General features: G+C 41.2%; 16 protein-coding genes and 1 pseudogene. 1 reads left to right on the plus strand and 16 read right to left on the minus strand.

Annotated elements, in window-relative coordinates:
* Positions 1–20: 20 nt before the first annotated feature.
* From ade to AC075L_RS13440, 8 genes are all read right to left on the minus strand, one after another.
* Positions 21–1,745: an adenine deaminase gene (ade, locus tag AC075L_RS13405; protein WP_118408769.1), complete on the minus strand. Its 1,725-nt coding sequence runs from the start codon at positions 1,743–1,745 to the stop codon at positions 21–23.
* A gap of 278 nt (positions 1,746–2,023) precedes the next feature.
* Positions 2,024–4,000, minus strand: coding sequence for an oleate hydratase (locus AC075L_RS13410; protein ID WP_182465585.1), 1,977 nt, complete (start codon positions 3,998–4,000; stop codon positions 2,024–2,026).
* 287 nt (positions 4,001–4,287) lie between these two features.
* A complete protein-coding gene (locus AC075L_RS13415) occupies positions 4,288–4,857 on the minus strand; it encodes a TetR/AcrR family transcriptional regulator (RefSeq protein ID WP_022380387.1) in 570 nt (189 codons plus the stop codon).
* A gap of 27 nt (positions 4,858–4,884) precedes the next feature.
* Complete coding sequence (locus tag AC075L_RS13420; RefSeq protein ID WP_008705660.1) at positions 4,885–5,385, minus strand: tRNA (cytidine(34)-2'-O)-methyltransferase; 501 nt, start codon at positions 5,383–5,385, stop codon at positions 4,885–4,887.
* Between the two features lie 54 nt (positions 5,386–5,439).
* A complete protein-coding gene (locus AC075L_RS13425) occupies positions 5,440–6,027 on the minus strand; it encodes an AIR synthase-related protein (RefSeq protein WP_118408771.1) in 588 nt (195 codons plus the stop codon).
* Positions 6,028–6,166: 139 nt separating this feature from the next.
* Positions 6,167–7,843, minus strand: a complete 1,677-nt coding sequence (locus AC075L_RS13430; protein WP_118408773.1) for a B12-binding domain-containing radical SAM protein — start codon at positions 7,841–7,843, stop codon at positions 6,167–6,169.
* 6 nt (positions 7,844–7,849) lie between these two features.
* Positions 7,850–8,152: a thioredoxin gene (trxA, locus tag AC075L_RS13435; RefSeq protein WP_118408775.1), complete on the minus strand. Its 303-nt coding sequence runs from the start codon at positions 8,150–8,152 to the stop codon at positions 7,850–7,852.
* A gap of 97 nt (positions 8,153–8,249) precedes the next feature.
* Positions 8,250–9,158: an NAD(P)/FAD-dependent oxidoreductase gene (locus AC075L_RS13440; protein WP_118408777.1), complete on the minus strand. Its 909-nt coding sequence runs from the start codon at positions 9,156–9,158 to the stop codon at positions 8,250–8,252.
* Positions 9,159–9,497: 339 nt separating this feature from the next.
* Between AC075L_RS13440 and AC075L_RS13445 the strand changes: the two genes are divergently transcribed.
* Entirely contained in the window at positions 9,498–11,072 is a 1,575-nt protein-coding gene (locus tag AC075L_RS13445) for a glycoside hydrolase family 43 protein (RefSeq protein ID WP_118408779.1), read from the plus strand.
* 186 nt (positions 11,073–11,258) lie between these two features.
* On the opposite strand, the gene AC075L_RS13450 is transcribed toward AC075L_RS13445, so the two are convergent.
* From AC075L_RS13450 to AC075L_RS13485, 8 genes and pseudogenes are all read right to left on the minus strand, one after another.
* Positions 11,259–12,173, minus strand: a complete 915-nt coding sequence (locus tag AC075L_RS13450) for a hypothetical protein (RefSeq protein WP_476387798.1) — start codon at positions 12,171–12,173, stop codon at positions 11,259–11,261.
* Complete coding sequence (locus tag AC075L_RS13455) at positions 12,154–12,330, minus strand: hypothetical protein (RefSeq protein ID WP_476387799.1); 177 nt, start codon at positions 12,328–12,330, stop codon at positions 12,154–12,156. The genes AC075L_RS13450 and AC075L_RS13455 overlap by 20 nt, the downstream gene beginning before the upstream one ends.
* A gap of 85 nt (positions 12,331–12,415) precedes the next feature.
* Positions 12,416–14,537 (minus strand): annotated as a pseudogene (locus AC075L_RS13460) (glycoside hydrolase family 3 C-terminal domain-containing protein).
* A gap of 80 nt (positions 14,538–14,617) precedes the next feature.
* Positions 14,618–16,177, minus strand: coding sequence for a response regulator (locus tag AC075L_RS13465; RefSeq protein WP_118338711.1), 1,560 nt, complete (start codon positions 16,175–16,177; stop codon positions 14,618–14,620).
* Positions 16,170–17,969, minus strand: coding sequence for a sensor histidine kinase (locus AC075L_RS13470; RefSeq protein ID WP_118408783.1), 1,800 nt, complete (start codon positions 17,967–17,969; stop codon positions 16,170–16,172). Before AC075L_RS13470 ends, AC075L_RS13465 begins: the two co-directional genes overlap by 8 nt.
* A gap of 123 nt (positions 17,970–18,092) precedes the next feature.
* Positions 18,093–18,941, minus strand: coding sequence for a carbohydrate ABC transporter permease (locus AC075L_RS13475; RefSeq protein ID WP_008705677.1), 849 nt, complete (start codon positions 18,939–18,941; stop codon positions 18,093–18,095).
* Between the two features lie 3 nt (positions 18,942–18,944).
* Positions 18,945–19,847: a carbohydrate ABC transporter permease gene (locus AC075L_RS13480; RefSeq protein ID WP_008705678.1), complete on the minus strand. Its 903-nt coding sequence runs from the start codon at positions 19,845–19,847 to the stop codon at positions 18,945–18,947.
* A gap of 295 nt (positions 19,848–20,142) precedes the next feature.
* Positions 20,143–21,510: an extracellular solute-binding protein gene (locus AC075L_RS13485; protein WP_243099425.1), complete on the minus strand. Its 1,368-nt coding sequence runs from the start codon at positions 21,508–21,510 to the stop codon at positions 20,143–20,145.
* Positions 21,511–21,590: the final 80 nt, after the last annotated feature.

Raw genomic sequence — 21,590 nt, forward strand, 5'->3', positions numbered from 1 at the left:
TTTAGGACATTTCACCCACCTTAACTAAACGGTGTTCTCAGCATTCTGTCTTCATTTACGAGATAGATTCCTCTCGGTGTGATCCTGATTTCAGGAATCACAGGCAGTGCCATAAATGACAGGGTGATAAACGGATCAAATCCTTCTTTCACTCCCATCTCATGGGCCTTCGGAATCATTTTTGCAAGTGCTCCGTTTACACTCTCGTAGCCGGCATCGCTCATCAGTCCCATGACAGGAAGTGGTAAGGTTCCATAAATCTCTCCGTTGCATACCAGAGTATAACCACCCTGCGTCCGTATCATTTCTTTTACAGCAACAGCCATATCACGATCATTATCTCCTACTACAATAATATTGTGGGAATCATGGGAAACACTGGAAGCAATAGCTCCGCCGTGGATTCCATAGCCTTTTACAATGCCCACTCCCATCTTGCCCGTATTCTTATGACGCTCGATCACTGCAATCTTCTGATATTCTCCGTCCGGAGCAAAATATTTCTCACCATCCGATTCTATCCATGGAACCTCTTCCAGAACATCTTTTGTCACAATCTGTTTCTCAAGCATCTGAATCACTCTTGCCTTTGTTCCCGGATGTTTCAGTTTTAGACGTTCCTCACTGAAACCTGATACATGAACTGTATTTTTCAGATATGGAGGACATGGTTTCAATTCTGCTTTCTCATCTTTAATGATCTTCTTACCACAATGATATACATCTACAACATTCAGATCTGCCACATTATCCAGAATGACAAAATCTGCCTGTCTTCCGGGTGCGATCATTCCAAGTCTGTATAAACCATAACATCTTGCAGGCTGGATCGTTGCCATCTGCAGTGCTTTCTCAACCGGAAGTCCAAGCTGTACAGCCCGCTTCACATTATAATTGATATGCCCCTCTTTACGGATTTCTTCGATATGCTTATCATCAGTACAGAAGCAGAAACCTGACGTATCTGTATGGTGTTCCACAATCCCCTTCACAATAGCATCCAGATTTCTTGCTGCACTTCCCTCACGTATCAATACCTGCATTCCATTTCTTGCCTCAGCCATTGCATACTCATAATCCACACACTCATGATCTGTGTCAATTCCGCCAAGTACATATGCAGCCAGATCCCCAGGTGCCAGAAACGGTGCATGGCCATCCTTCACTCTGTCCTGAAACAGCTGGAGCTTTTCATGCATGGCAACACTTCCGTTAATCACAGAAGGCGCATCCATCACTTCACCCAGTCCCAGAATCCTCGGATGTTCTAGATATCCCTTCATCTTTCCCGCTGTAAGAATACACCCGTTATCATCCACATGAGTCGCCGGAACACAGGAAGGCATCATCACATATACATTCGCCGGTGCATCTTCTGTCTGATCCAGGATATAATCAATTCCATCCGTACCGGATACATTTGCAGACTCATGAGGATCTACAATAAATGTTGTAGTTCCACACTGTGCAGCCTGCCGGACCAGCTCACCCGGCGTCACCAGAGTAGATTCCAGATGCAGATGACTGTCGATAAATCCCGGACAGATTACTTTTCCTTCCAGATCAATCTCTGTCTCTCCTTCATATGTACCGACTCCGATCACAATTCCATCTGCAACAGCCACATCACCATCAATAAATTCTCCTGTACCAGAGCTGAACACACGCCCATTTTTAAACACCAACTCAGCCTTCTCAATACCTCTTGCCATCTGCGAATACCTGCGATACATCTCAAGTTCCATAAAAAAACCTCCCTTCGCTCCCTTGAAAGCCCTCCTGCGCCACACATTCATTATTACAGTAAAACTTCCAATATATTATCATATTTACTTGTTTTTTCAGACTTTTTATTGTCCCAATCATTTTTTTCTATATATTTCATTATATATTATCATCTGTCTTTTTAATTTGCAACCTGTTTTTTCTTTACCAAAGCAACTTTCCATCAACTTTTAACGGCTTTACAAAAAGGCTGCCGGATATCTCCTGCAGCCTTTTCATATCACTTACATCTCTATATTTACATCATATAATCTTTGATCACATCATGATCTCTGAGTACTTTCTCGATCACAGTTCCCTTAATAGCTTTCAAAAGCGGTTTCTTCAGCATATCCAGTGGTCCCGGAAGTTCGATCTCCAGTGGAGATTTTCCATCCATCAGCTTCACACTGCTATCCAGTAATTCTCTGATATCATAAACACTGCCCCATACTTCCGGCACACCTCTGTCAACACCAAGAAGTCCATATACAGCCTCCATAGCAGTTCTTACGGAATATTCAGTAGTAAATACAGTATCTCTTGGTGTATCGGCAAACTGTCCGAGGAATGCAAAGTTTACACAGCCATCCGGAATAACATCAGGTCTGTCACCCTTTGTTCTCGGCATAAAGAATGCTGTAATATAAGGCATCATGGTCGGTACACAAACTGCACTGTTCTCAGCCATGTCTTCAATCTGGTCAACCGGAACGCCAAGATGATAGAGCCACTCTTCTGTGATTTCCTTACCTGTACACTCCTTCATAGGCTTCTTGATATAATCACCAGGTACATCTGTAAACAGACCATATACCCATACACAAACCTTGTCTTTGTCCTGATCCTTGAACTGTCCCTGTCTGTTGATCGTCCAGCTTAATAACCAGCTGGAATCCTGACAGCTTACAATACCGCCTGTAACAACCTTGCCTGTTCTCGGGTCACGTTTGCAGATATCTGTAATATAAGGAATGATCTTATCATCCAGAGTAGTCACTGTTGCTGACTCCCAATTTGTCTTAGCAATATCAGAACAGAATTTCTCAGGATGTCCGAAGGACGGATCCTGTTTTGCGATATTTTTCCAGAGACTCCAGCATCCACTTGTACGAACTTCTGCATCTCCGTTCGGTGCATGATTCTGATCGCCATAGATGGTTCCCTCTGTACAGCTTCCGTTTGTCACAAATACAAAGTCGTTTTCTGTAAGAACAATTCCCTTTTCTACGCCATTCACCTTACACTCGATTGCTTTTGCAATCTTCTTATTGCCTTCAAACTCAAAGAGTACGTTTGTAACCTCTGTATTGAACTGGAATTCAACGCCTGCTTCTTCCAGATATTTCTGCATTGGCAGAATCAGAGATTCATACTGATTGTATTTAGTAAATTTCAGGGCACTGAAATCCGGAAGTCCGGAAATGTGATGGATAAATCTCTGGAAGTACAGTTTCATTTCCAGTGCACTGTGCCAGTTCTCAAATGCGAACATGGTTCTCCAGTATAACCAGAATGTGGAATCAAATACTTCATCGTCAAATACATCTTCAATTGTCTTATCATAAAGATCTTCATCCTTTGTCATGAACAGCTTCATGATCTCCATGCAGCCCTTCTGGCTCAGATTGAATTTACCGTCTGTATGAGCATCCTTGCCTCTCTCTTTTGTTGCACGACAGAGAGAATAGTTGGGGTCTTCCTTATTCAGCCAGTAATATTCATCAAGTACAGATACACCAGGTGTTTCAATGGATGGAATACTTCTGAAAAGATCCCATAAGCACTCGAAATGGTTTTCCATCTCACGTCCCCCACGCATCACATATCCGCGGCTCGGATCAAAGATACCGTCACATGCACCGCCTGCAATATCCATTGCTTCCAGAATGTGGATATTCTTTCCGGGCATCTGTCCGTCACGTACAAGGAAACAGGCTGCTGCAAGAGAAGCCAGTCCGCTTCCTACGATATAAGCATGTTTATCATCTACGCCTTCCGGCTTTCTTGGACGTGCAAATGCTTCATAGTTACCGTTTGTATAATAAATTCCCTTACTGTTTTTCTCATATTTTCCACGTTCTGTATTGCGATATTCACTTGTATTATGAAGTGCGTCATAATCTTCTTTTTTCTTTGTCTCAGCTGTTTTATACTTCTTTCCTGCTGCCACTGCTGCCACGCCTGCTCCAACTGCCAATGCGGATACAAGTCCTAAACCTTTATTTTTACTCATAATACACATCCACCTTTCTTCAATTCTTCTTTAGAAGTTCTTTCAGCTCTGTGATTTTAAATGCTTTTCGTTCTCTCTGCTTTACCCATTTCCCGTCAAGACATCTTCATGACTTTTACATTCTTATCTGTATGTTTCCCATATCATAAGCATTTCATCCGTCTGAATGATTTGTTTGTTGCTATGGCTGTATATTAACAGTTAAAATATGATTCTACAATTTACAAAAGCCGCCGAATGATAAGTTTTTTATCACCCTGCGGCTTTTGTAAAGAATTTTTATATGATTATTTTTCCATATTATTTTTCTGAAAGTTATGAATGGATGTAGTCACTGTATCGTGAAGCGTCAGATCCATCATTCTTACCAGATCTTCAATATTTTCTTTCATTCCTTCCCTGATCCACTCAAGCATGATTCCCACAAAACCATATTTATAGAAGTCTGCAATAAATTTCTTATCCTCTTCTGTGATATTCAGACCCTTGCTTTTTTCTTCCACCACACCCACGATCAGATCATAGGTTAATTTAAAAAGGTAATTTTCTATCCGCTCCCTGTCCACATTTCTGTAAACATTCATAATAAACGGTTTGTTTTCCAGCACTGCCTCAAATATCTGGGTCAGCCCTTCTGTCCAGGACTCAGAAGTCTTTTTACCCTGCAGAGCTTTTGTCCCATCTTCCACACAGGACCATTCAACCAGATCATAAATATCCTTGAAATGATAATAAAAAGCCATGCGGCTTATTCCGCAGTCTGTGGTAATATCTGTTATCGTGATCTTGTCCAGAGGTTTCTTCAGAAGAAGCCGTTTCAGGGATTCTTCCAGAGCTGCTTTTGTGGTATTTGGCATATAACTCCTCCTGTCTGCTTACTGTGATTATTTCCAGTCGTAGTTTCTCAGGTGTCCTTCCAGATTCATGTGGTCAAAATTATTCTGGCGCAGTGCCTCGTACAGAACGATTGCTACAGAATTGCTCAGGTTCAGAGAACGGATATCTCCGATCATAGGAATCCTTACGCAGGTTTCCTGATTATTGACCAGAATGTCCTCCGGGATTCCTGCACTCTCTTTTCCAAACATAATGTAACAGTCTTCTTCATAATGAACATCTGTATAAGTCTGAGGTGCTTTTGTTGTTGCATAATAAATCTTTGCCCCGGGATTCTTCTCCAGAAAGTCCTCAAAGTCCAGATATGTAGTTACATCCAGATCTTTCCAGTAATCCATTCCTGCTCTCTTTAAGGCTTTCTCACTTAAGGAAAATCCCAGAGGCTCAATAAGATGAAGTCTGGTTCCTGTTGCCACACAGGTACGGCCGATATTTCCTGTGTTTGCAGGAATCTCCGGCTCATGAAGTACAATATTTAATTTTGCCATTTTGTTTTTATTCCTCTTGTTATTAATCGTCTGTCTTTTTTAGAAAATCGTCTCTTAAATTTTCTGCAGTTCATCCTCTGCCGGACGTTCCAGATATCGGGCACAGCCACCGCTGTAGAGAAGCCGGTCATTGCCACTGTTTGTCTGACCGATGACCTCTGCCATAAATCCCTCATTGCGAAGTCTCTGTACCAGTGCTTCACCTCCGCGGATTCCAATCAATACTGCTCCATCTGCCTGAAGCTTATATGGATTCAGGTCAAAAATCTCGCACACTTCTATGGTCTCCTGACGAATCGGTACCTTACGGAAATCTGCTTCCAGTCCTACTTCTGAAGCTTCTGCCATCTTCCAGAGCGCACTTAAAAAGCCGCCCTCACCCATAGCATATAATGCGCTGGCATCTGCCTCCTGCGCAATTTTCCAGACAATACTGCCGGCTCCATAAGCATCCCGGAGTGAAATGCAATTCTGAATAAAACCGGCAGAGAATCTCTCTGCCAGTTTGTCCTTTTTATTTTTTGCTATTACAGAGGTTCCTTTCAGAGCCACCGGACATGCCACTACCAGTTCATCTCCCGGTTTCAGGCATCCGGTTATTTCTGCCCTCAGAGCCTCCATTGCCGCCTGTCCCAGTCTCATTCTTTTCCTCCGAAAATTTATTATACGATCAGAGACAGAACTGTCGGCACTACCATTGCCAGCACCAGGATGATCGCAATAATCGCTGTGATCACTTTACGGTTCTTTGGATTAAACATTCCCATTTCTCTTCACCTCTCTAATCTCTGTTCAGGTTCTCAAACACATCTTTCGTCACATCTGTCACATGAGCGTTGTTAGTCAGCGGATCACGGTCTGCATAGTTAAACAGCAGTACTGTTCCATCTGCAAATACTTCCACATGTGCATTCTTTGCCACTTTTTCCCGTTTTCTGAAGTCCCATATCTGTCTCTCAAAAGGCTTCTGGTCTCTGGCAAAGCCAGGACGGCTTTTCAGGTTTTCTCTCAGATAGAGATCATATATCATCTGGTCTTTTACCTGATCCATGGAAATCTCCGGCACATCTTCAAGAAATTCCAGCAGGATCTCATATCTTCGCATTCTTGTATGAGAAACATCACCATAACCCTTTTCCATGTAAAAGCTGCCCAGTCTCTCATAAATCGAGAAAGCATCCGGAAAAAAGTTTTCCAGATATTCAAGTGTATTCTGGAATTGTCCACTATTATAATACACTTCCACCATATTTTCCACAGTTTTCAGCTTCAAAACATGGTCATAATCCAGCCACTTCGTGGAAAGTACCTCATAAGGCTCCTGTGTTTTGTATACAATATCATATTCCCTGCACATCTCCATCATGTTGGAACCCTTTAACACCTTCAAAAAACCCAGCTGAAGCTGCTGTGGTTTCAGTGCATAAACATCATTAAAAGAATGCCGGAAGCTGTCATAATCTTCATAGGGAAGTCCCGCGATCAAATCCAGATGCTGGTGGATATTTCCAAAGCTGTGGATTCTGTCAACGATTCCTTTCAGTTTTTCAAAGTCCATAGTTCTGTGAATTGCCTTAATCGTATCCGGATTTGTTGACTGTACTCCGATCTCCAGCTGAATCAGACCCGGACGCATAGTGGACATTTCCTGCAGTTCCTCTTCTCTTAACAAATCTGCTGAAATCTCGAAGTGGAAGTTTGTCACACCATTATCGTGTTCATTAATATACTTCCAGATTGCCATTGCATGATCATGTTTACAGTTAAAGGTACGGTCTACAAACTTTACCTGCGGAACCTTATTGTCTATAAAAAACTGCAGCTCCTTCTTTACTGTCTCTGTATCTCTGAAACGCAGTTTCTTATCAATAGAAGAAAGACAGTAACTGCAGGAGAAGGGACATCCTCTGCTGCTTTCATAATAAATGATCCTGTTCTTAAACTCGGACAGATCTTTGTAAATAAATGGAATACTGCTTAAGTCCATGATCTGGCGCCATCCATTATGTATGATCCGATCTCCGTCTTTGTAACAGATTCCTGTCATATCTTTCAGGTTCTGCGGATTTTTTTCCACATAATATCCGGCAAGTTCTTTAAATGTTTCTTCACCTTCTCCGACCATAACACCTTTAAATTCTGAGTTTTCTGTCAGGAATTTCTCCGCATCATAAGAAACTTCCGGACCGCCGGCCCAGAAGTCGGCGCCCGGAAGAATCTTTATCAGATCTGCCATCAGTTCTTTTACAAAAGAAATGTTCCAGATATAACAGGACACGCATACCACATCAGGATGTTCCAGATAAATATCGCGCATGATATCATCTTTCTGCTGGTTGATGGTATATTCCTTTAATACAATATGATCTGCGTAATCGGATGCATATGCCTGCAGATCATAAACAGCAAGATTGGAATGAATATATTTGGCATTGCATGCCGCTAATAGAATCTTCATAAAACCTTAGCCTTCCAGTGCACTCTTCAGCTCTTCTTTTGAAGTAAGACCTACGAAGCGTTTCACTTCCGCACCATCTTTGAACAGGATCAGTGTCGGAATACTGACTACACGAAACTGCTGTGCAAGTGCCATATTCTGATCTACATCTACTTTTCCCACTGCGTATCCCTCTTCTGCCAGTTCTTCCACAACCGGACCCTGACGCATACATGGACCACACCATGTTGCCCAGAAATCTATAAGAACCGGTTTCTCAGATTTTAATACTTCTGTTTCAAAATTTGCTGTTGTAATCTCTCTTGCCATAATTCATATCTCCTTTGCTTATTCTTTATAAAAATTTACAATGTAAGTTCTCTGATTTTATAATATCAGCACTATAACTCTGTTAAATTTTCAGTTTTTATTTTAAAGCTCTTACATACTTTCCTGCATTAATACCAGCCTGTGCTCCCTCATAGACAGCTTTCGCCACCTGAAGAAGTCCACCTGTACAGTCACCTGCCGCATAGAGTCCTGGGATGGTTGTTTCCATATTTTCATTAACTTTAATGTTGCCTTTTTCCGTAAGTTCGGCTCCCATCTGGCGGGCAATCTCAGTACTGCCTGCAGTTCCCATTGCGATAAATACACCATCTGCAGGACAGAAATCATTTGCCTGCTGACCTGCTTCTGCATTTATTTCCTCCGCCTGCACATCAGGTGCAAGACGGATTCCGGATACCAGATCATCACCCTCTACAGACTGGATCTTCATTGTGTTTACACTGATATTCTCTTCAGGTGTAAATTCCGGTTCTTCTCCGTTTGTGTAAATGGTTACTGTAGAAGCAGTATTGGACAATTCCTTTGCTTCATGCATGGCGAAATCACCATTTCCCAGAACTGCCACATCCTTGCCTCTGTAAAAGAAAGCATCGCAGATTGCACAGTAACTGACACCTTTTCCCTCAAATTCTTTAACACCCGGAATCTTCGGTGCAGCACGCTTGCTTCCTGTTGCAAGGATCAGACTCTGAGTCTCGAATTCACCTTCTGTAGTTTTTACCACAAAGGTATCAAACCCGCCGACTCCCAGAACCTGTGCATCCAATATTCGTACGCCCAGTGCTTTCGCCTGAGCAATTCCTGTATCATATAATTCCTGACCGGACAGCGGATGCTCCAGTCCGTAATAGTTTTCTATTTTCTCTGCTTTTTCCAAAGCACCGATCCCATTATTGATCACCAGGGGATCCAGATTTCCACGAACTGCATAAAGCGCAGCGGAAATTCCTGCAGGTCCGGCACCTATGATTATCACTTTTTCCAAATTCTGTCACCTGCTCTCTGTTATTATTTTCAATATACTGTGATATATCATCGTTACTGTTCACTCTGTTCTCAGTAACTTATTATCAGCTATTGTTACTATACTACGTTTTCTGAAAAAAATCCATGATTTTATTTGGATAATTTTGGTATAATTTGGTTAAGGTCCCCACCCACTGCTTATTGCTTTTTGTAACCTCCGCAGGGGACTTACTTGATTCGGTTAAACAGCAAAAACTGTGCTGTTTTTTCCATCAGATAGAAACTTATTTCTATTTTACTTATTATAATTTTGCCCTATAGTTAAAATGATTATAGTTTTTTTAAGGAGGTTCTTTTTATGCTTCAAAATACATATCACAATCCGCTTCTTCCCGGTTTTTATCCTGACCCTTCTATCTGCCGGGTAGGAGATGATTATTATATGGTTACTTCTTCATTTGTTTATTATCCGGGACTGCCGATTTTCCACAGTAAGGATCTGGTTCACTGGGAACAGATTGGTCATGGGATTCACAGACCTGAGCAGCTTGACTATAAGAACTGCGAAACTTCTGAGGGATTATGGGCACCAAGTATCCGTTATCATAACGGAACTTATTACATCATTAACACTTTCGTATCTGCAGGACGTGAAGCAGACCGTGACAATTATATTATTACAGCAAAAAATCCTGCCGGCCCGTGGAGTAATCCGATTGTTGTAAAAGGTGCAGACGGCATCGACTCCAGTCTTTTCTTTGATGATGACGGTTCTCTGTGGTATGTAGGCAACTACATCAGTCCTGACTGCCTTTATGAAGGACATCATGGTATCTATCTGAACGAGCTTGATCCGGAAACCTTCCAGTTCAAGGGACCTCGTTACATTATCTGGGATGGTGTAAAAACACGCAGTAAATGGATTGAGGCTCCGCATATTTACAAGAAGGACGGATGGTATTATCTCCTTGTTGCAGAAGGTGGTACTTTCGTAAATCACAGTGTACAGATGGCCCGCTGCCGTACAATTCAGGGAGATTACGAAATCTGCCCGAGAAATCCGATTGTTAGTCACAGACACATGCCTCTGTTGAACCCGATTTCTGTTACAGGACATGCTGATATCGTAGAAACTCAGAATGGTGAATGGTGGATGGTCCTTCTGGCTGTGCGTCCATATGAAGGAGGACATTATAATCTTGGCCGCGAGACCTTTATGGTTCCAATTATATGGGCCGAGGACGGATGGCCTATGGTTGATAACGAAACAGGACTTGTCCAGACAGAAGACCGTCTTCCGGATCTACCTAAGACCATTTATCCATTAATGCCTGAATCTGATAACTTCGAATGTGATACTCTGCAGATGCAGTGGAATACCATTCATCCGCCAGTTAAACAAATTTATTCTCTGACAGACCGCTTCGGATATCTGCGTCTGTATACAAGAAAAGAAGTTCTGAACGAAATCTGTCTTCCTTCTTTCATAGGACGCAGACAACGTCACAAAGTATTCCTGGCAAAAACAGCTATGGAATTTACTCCTGCAAACGAGAATGAAGAGGCCGGAATTGCTCTTGTACAGGATGACCGTTTCCATTATCTTATGGTATTAGTTCAGAAAGACGGAAAGCCATTCCTTCAGGCTTACCAAACAGAAAATGGTACAAAATCTTTGCTTGCAGAAACTGAGATCAAAGATGTAAAACGCCTCTACCTCAGTGTTCAGGGTAATACTACTGATTATGACTTCTATTACGGATACACAGATCAGGAAATGCTCCCGCTTGTCAGAGGGCTGGATGCTTCTCTGTTAAGTTCTGTAGTAAATAACGGATTTACCGGAACATACATCGGTATGTATACAAGTTCCAACCATCAGCCAAGTACTAATTATGCTGACTTTGACTGGTTCAACTATCAGGGAGAATAATCACTGTTTACAATTAACAAATCCATAAAAAATTTAAAATATAACGCAAAAACGGATTGCCGTTCAACGTGAACTTCGCAATCCGTTTTTACTGTTTGCAATATCTATATCTCTTTAATCAATCAGATAAAATCATCCGCTTCTCCACTTACCCGTAACCAAATAACTGTTCCACAATTTATTCGATTAAAACGCTTTTTTAATCTGTTTTACCAGTGCATCCACATCTTCCGCTTTCACAAGAAATCTCTCGGTTCCATTGATTTCCAGACTATCATAAGTATCATCATATGCAAAATATTTCAGAGTTACTTCCGGAGCTTCTTCTGTGTTTCTGTGGAATGTTACAGTCAGCACTTCTTCCTTATCTGCTGCATCTTTTGTTTCTTCAACTTCCGAATCAAGCATTATACTTTGAAGTGCCTGATACAATTCAGTAAATTTCTCCTTCTTTACAGTTTTCTTTCCAAATTTATAATCGCTGCCGTCCAGCTTCATGGTATAGGTTTTCTTTCCAATGCTCATATCCACACTGTCAAGTGTATCAATATTTACCAATGCCGGAATCTTCAGAATCAAATTAAATGGTTTCAGTTCCAGAAGACTGTTCACCGACTCTTTTGAAAGCATATAAACAGCCTCTTCGTATCCTTTTACACATGCATAATAGTCACCATTCTCATCTGTATTTCCGATAAGGATCGTTGCTGTTGCATCTGCATCCTGTGTTTCTTTTGCTGTGTCATCGTTAACTGTATTTACAAAATCTACTGTAAAATATGTCTTTGTATTATCCAGTCCGGTATCTGTATTTGCTGCATCGACGCCGTTGCTGAGATCAAAAGCAGCCAGCACTCCAAACATTTCATACATATTCTCTGTGTTTACTGTTGCAGTCTCATCATACGGATTGGTAATTTCCCAGTAGTCGAAATCCATCTTATAATCTGCCGGTTCCTGTTTGATCTGAAATACTTCTTCGCCGTCCTTTACAATGGAAAATCTGCGAATGGAATAGGCAGACATTCTTGGATGTTCTACAGTTTTTAAATCTGTATTTTCTGTTTTATCATCTGTCTGATCAGCAATTTTTTCTTCCACAGCTGCATCTTCTGCTTTTGGCTCTTCTGCAGTTCTCAGAGTTTTGTTCTGCTTCATCTGCCCATACAGGACAGGATATAACTGCTGTGCCTGCTGCACCGGCAGTAAACATGGCTGTCATTCCAAGAAGTAATATTTTTTTAATTTTGTTTTTCATGTCTGTGTTCCTCCTGTCCATATATAATATGGTTTTTATTTTATGTTACTTTTCGCAATTGAAACAGAATACTTACTCCGTTCGGTTAAAGTGCAATTTCTATCTCAGCAGGCTTATGTCCTGTCAGTTCTGCACTTCTTGTATCCGGCTGGGATACTCCTGCAAATAAACGGAAATGTTTTCCTGCGATGTAACGATTTCCATCTTCATCAACTATATTCATTGCTTTATTAGAAATTGTAAATTCTACAGATTTCTCTTCTCCCGCTTTCAGAGATACTCTCTTAAATCCGCAGAGACTGTAGTTACGAACTGCAAGCGGAGAATCAAGGTCTTTGATATACACCTGAACAACTTCATCTGTATCTACTGTTCCATTGTTCTTAACAGTTGCTTTTAACATGATATCGGACTCTGCTGATACTTCACCGACAACCTCTGCTTCTGTTACGCAGGTATCACTGTATGTAAGTCCGTATCCAAATGGATAAAGTGCCTCTTTTTCCATATAACGGTAAGTTCTGTTTTTCATAGAGTAATCTGTAAATTCCGGCATTCCTTCCAGGTCTTTATAGAAGGTTATCGGAAGTTTTCCTGATGGAGATTCTTTTCCGAAGAGAAGATCTGCTATTGCACGTCCGCCTCTTGCTCCCGGATACCATGCAAGAAGGATTCCATTACAGTTATCCTGCGCATAATTCAGGTCAATCGCACTTCCTGCCATCAGAACTACGATGGTAGGTTTTCCTACTGCTGTTACTTTCTCGATCAGTTCTTCCTGTACTTTCGGAAGATGAAGATCAACTTTGTCCCCGGATGCATCACTGTTTCCGGTATCTCCTTCTTCTCCCTCCAGAGTCTCATTAAGACCTACGCAGAGTATGACTACATCGCTGTTTTCAGCTGTAATTACTGCCTCAGAAATTCTGTCCTGATCCCATGCCAGATTTTCAACTTTGTCTTTATATAAATCACATCCCTGAGAGTAAAGGATCCTTGACATCGTCACCTGCTTCTTCACGGATTCCTTCAAGAACAGTAATATATTCTGAAGATGTTCCATGATAATTTCCAATAAGAGCTGCACGGCTGTCTGCATTCGGGCCGATGACACCAATAGTATTTACTTTTGTTTTATCAATCGGAAGAACTCCATCATTCTTCAGAAGTACGCAGCTCTTTCTTGCCATCTTAAGAGCTTCATCAATGTGCTCTTTGCACTCTACCACACTATACGGTATCTTATCATATTCACTTCCGTCAAACAGGCCCAGCAGATATCTGGTTGTCAGCAGTCTTACTGCGGATTCTGTAATTTTTTCTTCTGTTACCAGTCCATCCTGATAAGCTCCCATCATATGAAGATAGGTATTTCCACAGTTCAGGTCACAGCCTGCATTTAATGCCATAGCAGCGGACTGTCTTGGTGTGGAAGTTACCATGTGATGTTCATGAAAGTCACGGATTGCCCAGCAGTCAGAAGTATAATGACCTTCGAATTTCCATTTTCCTCTCAGGACATCTTCCATAAGATATTTATGTGCACAGCAGGGTTCTCCGTTTGTCCTGTTATAAGCACCCATTACAGCCTCAACATCCGCTTCTGTTACAAGCGCTTCAAAAGCCGGAAGATATGTTTCCCACATATCCTTCATGCTTGCCTGTGCATCAAATTCATGTCTGAGCGATTCCGGACCGCTGTGCACTGCATAATGCTTTGCACATGCTGCCGCTTTCATTACAGGTCCGTCACCCTGGATTCCTTCTACGAATTTCACGCCAAGTCTGGACGTCAGATATGGATCCTCACCATAGGTTTCATGCCCTCTGCCCCATCTCGGATCTCTGAAAATGTTTACATTGGGGGACCAGAAAGTAAGACCCTTGTAAATATCTCTGTCTTCTTTTGCAGAATATGCATTGTATTTTGCTCTTCCCTCAGTTGCAATGATATCGCCAACTTTTTTCATCTCTTCATCGTCAAATACTGCAGCCATCGCAATTGCCTGTGGGAACATGGTTGCCACACCTGCTCTGGCCACTCCATGCAGTGCTTCATTCCAGTAATTGTATGCCGGAACACCCAGTCTTTTCACGGGAGCAGCATCGTATTTTAACTGGGAAGCCTTCTCCAGAAGCGTCATCTGTGATACCAGTTTTTCTGCTTTTTTTCTTGCTTCTGCTCTTTCTTTTCTGTGATCTTTCATTTCAGATCCTCCTGTTTATATAATTTGATAATTATTCAGCAGGTATTAACAAAGCCTCAGCGCAGCCCGCTACTCCTGCATTATGTATTCTGCATTTCTTCTCTGTATTTCGTCGGAGATTTTCCTGTATGTTTCTTAAATGCCAGTGAGAAATAATTCGTATCTCTGTATCCTACCATCATAGCAATCTTTCCAGTCTTGATGCTGGTAGTTTCCAGAAGGCTCTTCGCCTTCTCAATCCTCTTTCTGACAATGTATTCATTACATCCTTCACCTGTAATCCGCTTAAATAATCTGGAGAAATAATTCGGTGTGATATAGAGACTTTCCGCAATGCTGGAAACCGAAATATCCTCTGCAAGATGCTCATCTATATAGTGTCTGGCATTGGAAATGGTATAATGTACATCCTCTTCATCATTTTCAATAAGCTGCTCAATAAACATTCTCGTAATCTCACAGGCCTCTTCTTTTCCTGCTGATGACAGACTCTTGGAGAGTGCATCCAACTTTCCTTCTTCCACCTCACACGATTCTTCCATGTAGGAAAAAATCAAAGAGGAGGCAATCTCGAAACAACATCTGCGCACAGCAGAAGGAGAAAGATTATAGGATTCCGTTGCCTTAGTAAAGGTATTAAATGCCTTTAGTACATAATCTGGAGTTCCTATATTGGAAATCATGATATTTCGCAGTTCTGCATAGGTTTCCCAGAAGATTTTCTTCTTGTTCTGAGCCCCCATCGTCTGTATAATGTCCTGAATATTCTTTTTTTCATGTTCCAGAAGATATCTGGCATCATTGTAGGAAATTGCCAGATTTTCAAATCCTTGCACAGCACTTCCAACCGTAATCTTTGGTTTATATTCAAATTCATCCTTCAGTACATCCGACAATTCTTCAATCTGTTCCAGAACGCTGTCGTCATCATCCTTTTCAAAACAGACAATCGCAATCGTACCGTCATCATCTACAAATGTGATTCCTCTGTTTTGGGAATCCACCATGCTCATGCAGACATTTTTAACAGTCATTGCACGGAATTTCCCGTCATTCTGCTGTTCTGTATACATTCCCTGTTCCAGAAGAATCAGGCTCATTTTCTGCTTAATATCAAACTGAAAATCTTTCTGGAGAATATACAACTGCATCTCTTTATCTGCTTTTGTATGCACCAAATTCCTCATGCACTGCTCCAGTCTCATCTGCACTACAGAGCCTTGAGAGCGCCACACTCTGGCCTGATTCTGCTCTTTGTTTTCCTGCTCTTTCAGTTCTTTTATCTGCTTTTCTATCGCATTGAAAAGATCATCTTCATCAATCGGTTTCAGGAAGAAATCCTGCACCTGAAGCCGCAGGCTCTCTCTTGCATACTCAAAATTATCAAAGCCTGTAAGCACGATCACACGCAGTTCAGGTACTGATTCTCTGGCCGCTTTAATCAGTTCCAGTCCTGTCATTTCTGTCATCTGGATATCTGTAACCATAATTTCAGGACCTTCTTCTTTAAGAATCTTCAAAGCCTCGTTTCCTGACGCAGCAGTAAATACGTCATCTACTCCCAGTTTCTTCCAGTCTATGGCATTTTTCATACCCATGCGTATCATCTTTTCGTCATCAACAATCAGTACTCTATACACACGTCCGCTCGCCTCCTGCTGTGTTCTTTTTGATTTCTGTCTGATATGGCAGATGGATCACGACAGTTACTCCACCCGAATCATTCTTCTGGTAATTAAGACCATATCCCTCCCCAAAAAGAAGTTCAATCCTCTTGTTTACGTTTCGCACTCCATATCCAAAGGAATCCTCGTATCTGGAGAGCTGTTCATTCATTTCATCTATCTGTTCCTGACTCATTCCTGTGCCTGTATCTGATACCTTTATGATAACTTCATCCTCATTTTTATATGCTGTAAGATAAAGTGTACCTGTTTTTCCCTCTTTTACTTTCATTCCATGATAAATGGAATTCTCTACCAGTGGCTGCAGGGTCAGCTTCGGTATCAGGCTTTCTTCCACCTGAGATTCTACAACAATCTCACTTCCGATAATGTTGTCGTATCTCATGTTCTGGATAATCATATAATTCCTGATATGCTCTACTTCTTCTCTGATCGTGATCACGTCATGTCCTTTGCTGAGACAGATCCTGTAATATTTCGCCAGCGCCTTTACCATTGTGGAAATCTCTTTATTTCCTTCGGCAATCGCCTGCCAGTGGATACATTCCAGTGTATTATAAAGAAAATGTGGCTGGATCTGCGACTGAAGGGCATTAAAACGGATCTGCTCCAGCTGATGCTGTTCCAGTTTTACCTGTTCCATCAACACCTCGATTTCGTCCATCATAGAGTTAAAACCAATTGCAAGCTTGGCAAAATCCTCGCCCATATTGTCAACATTGATTCTTGTTCTCAGGGAACCTGTTGCAACATAATCCATATTAGATACTACCTTATTAAGGGGCTGATACATTTTCCTGACCAGTGCTCTTATAATAATGCTTACTATGATCAGCACTATGATCAGAACCAGAATCACAACAACCATTATATGGAATCCTGATTCCATCAGTTTATAAAAAGAAATCGAACTGACTACATAATAATTCCAGTTCTTAATCTTCTGGCATACATACATATTCCCATTCTTTGTAAATATCTGTATCCCTTTTTCCATCTCATCTATATAATTTACGTAACGGCCTGTCTCCTCTTTATCATTCGAAAGCAGTATCATTCCACCTGTGTCAACTACTCTTGTTTCTGCTGAAGAATCTCCTACAGCCAGCATCCTCTGTACTGCCGGATCATCGAAATTCATGCACAGAAGCCCTCTTGCATCAGATACTTTTCTGGTATCATATAATGGATAATACAGACTCAATGTATATCTGTTCCCTTTATAATAATCGTTATAATAATCGTTATTATAGGAAACTTTCAGCGTTCCTTTCTGCGCATATTTGCTTCTCTCATATGCCTGGGGATACACTTCTTCAAACTGCGTAACTGATAAAGAACCCTTTCCTCTGTAGTAGTAACTTTTATAATCCGAACTGACAATGGCAGCAAAGTTCAGACTCTCATACATATTATTCAGATTCTCCAGCTTGCTGTAAACTGCATCAATGTCTGCTGTCTTCAGCTCATTTTTCTGCACCTGCCTGCAGTAATTCTGCACAGAATCATCCATGATCGTACCCAATACGATTTCTTTATATGAATCCATTGATCCCTTAAAAGATTCCGCAACTGTATTATTCTGCATCTGCAGAAGTTCTACAGACTGCTCTTTCATCGATGCTATAGAAAAAGTCAGAGAAACACCTGCAACCGTCAGCGTTACAATAAGAATACTGACGGTCACAAGTAAAAGTATTTTTTTATCAAATTTCCAGTAGCTGAATTTTGTTTTCCATTTGTTCATGTTGTCTTTCCTCATCTGTCACATAATTTCACATATACCCACATGATCAGGGGGGGGATTTTACCTCCCCAATATCATACCATGTTCAATGGTAAATGGATATAACAGATTTCGCAGAAAGAATCAACCCTTTACAGCACCTGCGGTCATACCTTTTACCAGTTTATCCTGGAAAATAATAAACATGATAACCATTGGTAAAAGTGTTAATGTAAGAACCGCCATGATCATTGGTGTATTCATAGAATACTGTCCCTGAAATTCCCAGATTGCCAGCGGCAGGGTACGATTCTGGGCAGACTGTGTCAGTGTATTTACAAATGAGAATTCATTCCACATATTTACACCATTGTAAATTGCCAGTGTCGCCATTCCGGGTTTGGAAAGCGGCAGGATCATGGAGAAGAACATCTGAATCTTTCCACATCCGTCAATTTCAGCAGATTCTTCGATTTCTCTCGGAATCTCTTTCATAAAGCTGGTCAGGATAAATACGGAAATCGGAACTGCGAATGCGACATACGGTCCGACCAGTGACCAGATTGTATCATAAAGTCCTGTTGACTTTGACATTTTGAATACAGGGATCAATGTAATATGTACAGGAATAGACATACAGGCTACAATGATCGCATAAATCGGCTGTGCCATTTTAAACTTAAATCTTGCGAGAGGATAAGAAGCGCATGCTGAAATAAACAGCAGCAGGATCAGGGAAATTGCAAGAACGATCACACTGTTCTTGAAGTAATTTGCAAACCCTCCTGTAAGTACCTCAGTGTAATTGGACCAGTTCAGTTGATCAGGAAGCTGGAATACACCCTTGGTAAGCATCTCAAATTTCTCTTTGAATGAGTTCAGCACCATGAATATAAAAGGTGTAAATGATACAATTGCTGCACCGATAGCAAGAACAAAAGCAATGATCCAGGCTATGATGCTTTTTCTTCTACTTTTCTTATAGCTGTCCATCCCTTAATCCTCCTGTTTTCCGTTTATAAGTTTCATAGTAATCATAGATACCATTGTAATCAGGATAAACATACCTCCTGCAATGGCTGAGCCATAACCCATGTTAAAGTTCTTGAATGATTCTTTGTACATATAGGTTGCCATCAGCTCTGTAGCAGTACCAGGACCGCCACCTGTCATAACATAGATCAGATCGAAGTATTTCAGAGATCCAACCATTGAAAGGATAGCTGCACTCTTAATTGACGGAATAAGAAGTGGAAGTGCAATCTTCCAGAAATACTGTCCTCTTGTAGCACCATCGATTCTTGCTGCTTCAAATACATCATATGGGATGTTTGTATAACCAGCCATAAAGTAAACCATGTAGAATGGTGTAAACTGCCATGCAATGATAAGAATAACTGTGAGCAATGCTAATTTTGGATTACCAAGAAGGTCAATGTTGCCCCCTCCGAACCATCCGGAAATTGTGCTGACAATACCTCCGTTTGTTGCAAGTGCGTATGTGAAAAGGAAACCAATTGCAACAGAAGACATAAGCATTGGAATAAACCAGATAACCTTGAAAATTGTAAGTTTCTTACCGCCAAAGTCAAGGAATGTTGCCATTGCAAGTCCTAACGGAATCTGGATAATGATAGATAGGATCATGATAATAACGTTGTTCTTAAATGCTATCCAGAATTTTGTATCTTTGATCAGTTTTGCCCAGTTTGCAAGTCCTACCATCTTCTTGTCTGCGGAAATACCATTCCACTGGTATCCGCTTGTAATAAATGTATCAATAATCGGATACGCGATAAATACTACTAATAAAATGATAACAGGTGCCAGAAAAAGTGCTGCTGTCTGACGTGTTTTTCTCTGTCTTAACTGAACCAGAGATATCCCTTTTTCATTCATTTTGGTGCCTCCTTTTTAATACTTTCTGAGATTTGATCATCTGACCTAACGTATGCCAGAGTATGTTTGAAAAATGCTTTCGGAATATGTTAGAGATATATTTCTGAGATGGTTTTTATATATTTTCTGACATGCTGTCTGATATGTAATTTGACATTGAAATGATTTTTCAAGCACGCTCTGTGTACTCACATATTGTTTTTCAAGATAAAGGGTTCTGCACTTTCAGCATGTGCAGAACCCTTCTTTTCTACCCTTACTCAGGTCAGAATGAATGCCTGCTTTCCTTTAAAGATTATTCAGCATCATCTGCTGCTGCATCATCTGTAGCTTCTTCTGCAGTATCATCTGCTGCGCCAGAATCAGATTTGGTACTTAAATATTCGTCCATTGCTGTCTGCATTTCTTCCTGTGCTTCCTGAGGAGTCTTTGTCAGACCAAATACTTCCTGTAAGCCATCAAGATGTGCAGATGCAACAGATGTCGGCAGATACTGGTCATACCACAACTGGATAGAAGATGCTTCCTGAGCTGCATCAAAGATTTCCTTTACAACAGGGTCTTTGATGTGGTCTCCTGCATCTTTTACAGGAACAACCTTGTTGTTAGAGTATGTAATGTCTGCAACTTCATCAGATAAATGATCTGTTGCACATTCAAATGCTGCTGCAAGTTTATCACCTTCACAGTTGAAGCAAATGAACTGATCACCTACAGTACCGATCTGGATTGTAGGATCAGCATCGGAATCATCAATTGCAGGGAATGGGAACCAGCCGATCTTCTGATAGAATTCCTCACTGTCAGTCTGGAATGTTCCTGCATACCATGAGCCACAGAGAAGCATACCTGCTGTCTCCTGATACATTAACTGTTTTGCCTGTCCGTCATCTTCGCTTAAGGAGTTTACGCCATCCGGGAAGTATCCGTTTTTAACCCACTCCTGAATCTTCTCACCTGCTTTGATGAAGCAGTCATCTGTGAATTTGCCGGTTCCTGCAACTGCATTCTGGAATGGTTCCAGTCCGCCATAACGTGCTGCCAGAGACATGAAGTACATGGAACCTGTCCATTTGGAAGCATTAGCAAGTGCAAAAGGTGTAATTCCGTTTTCTTTTAATGTTGCACAGATATTTTCCAGATCAGCTAATGTCTTCGGTTCTTCAAGTCCGTACTGTTTAAACATATCTTTGTTGTAGAAGATACCTGCCAGAGAAACATTCAGATATGGGATTGCATATACATGTCCGTTGTAGCTTCCCTGTTCAATAGCTGCATCCAGAAGTTTATCTTTAACATCGGACTGATCAAGAAGATCATCAATCGGCTGAGCAAATCCGGAATCAATATATTCATACATCGGACCACCGGACCAGCTTGAGTACATATCAGGACACTCACCGGAGCTCATCGCGATAACAAGTTTTTCCTTGTATGTATCATTCTGGATAGCTACCTGATTTACAGTATAGCCTGACTCTGTTTCTTTGTTAAACTTGTCTACTGCTGCAGTAACAATATCTTTGTCCGGGCTCTCTACCGCGATATTCCAGTAAGTAATTTCTTTGTCGTCAGCTGCAAATGCAGTTGTCTGCGCTGCCATCGGTACCACCATAGCTGCTGTCATGGCAAGTGCCATAATCTTGTACATTCTTTTTTTCATTTCTTGTTTCCTCCTTTTTTATTCACTTTGTATATTTAAGTGTATTTATCATAGCATTCCATTCACATAATGCCCATAAA

This window comes from Blautia sp. ZXY-1-B12 (assembly GCF_056339915.1).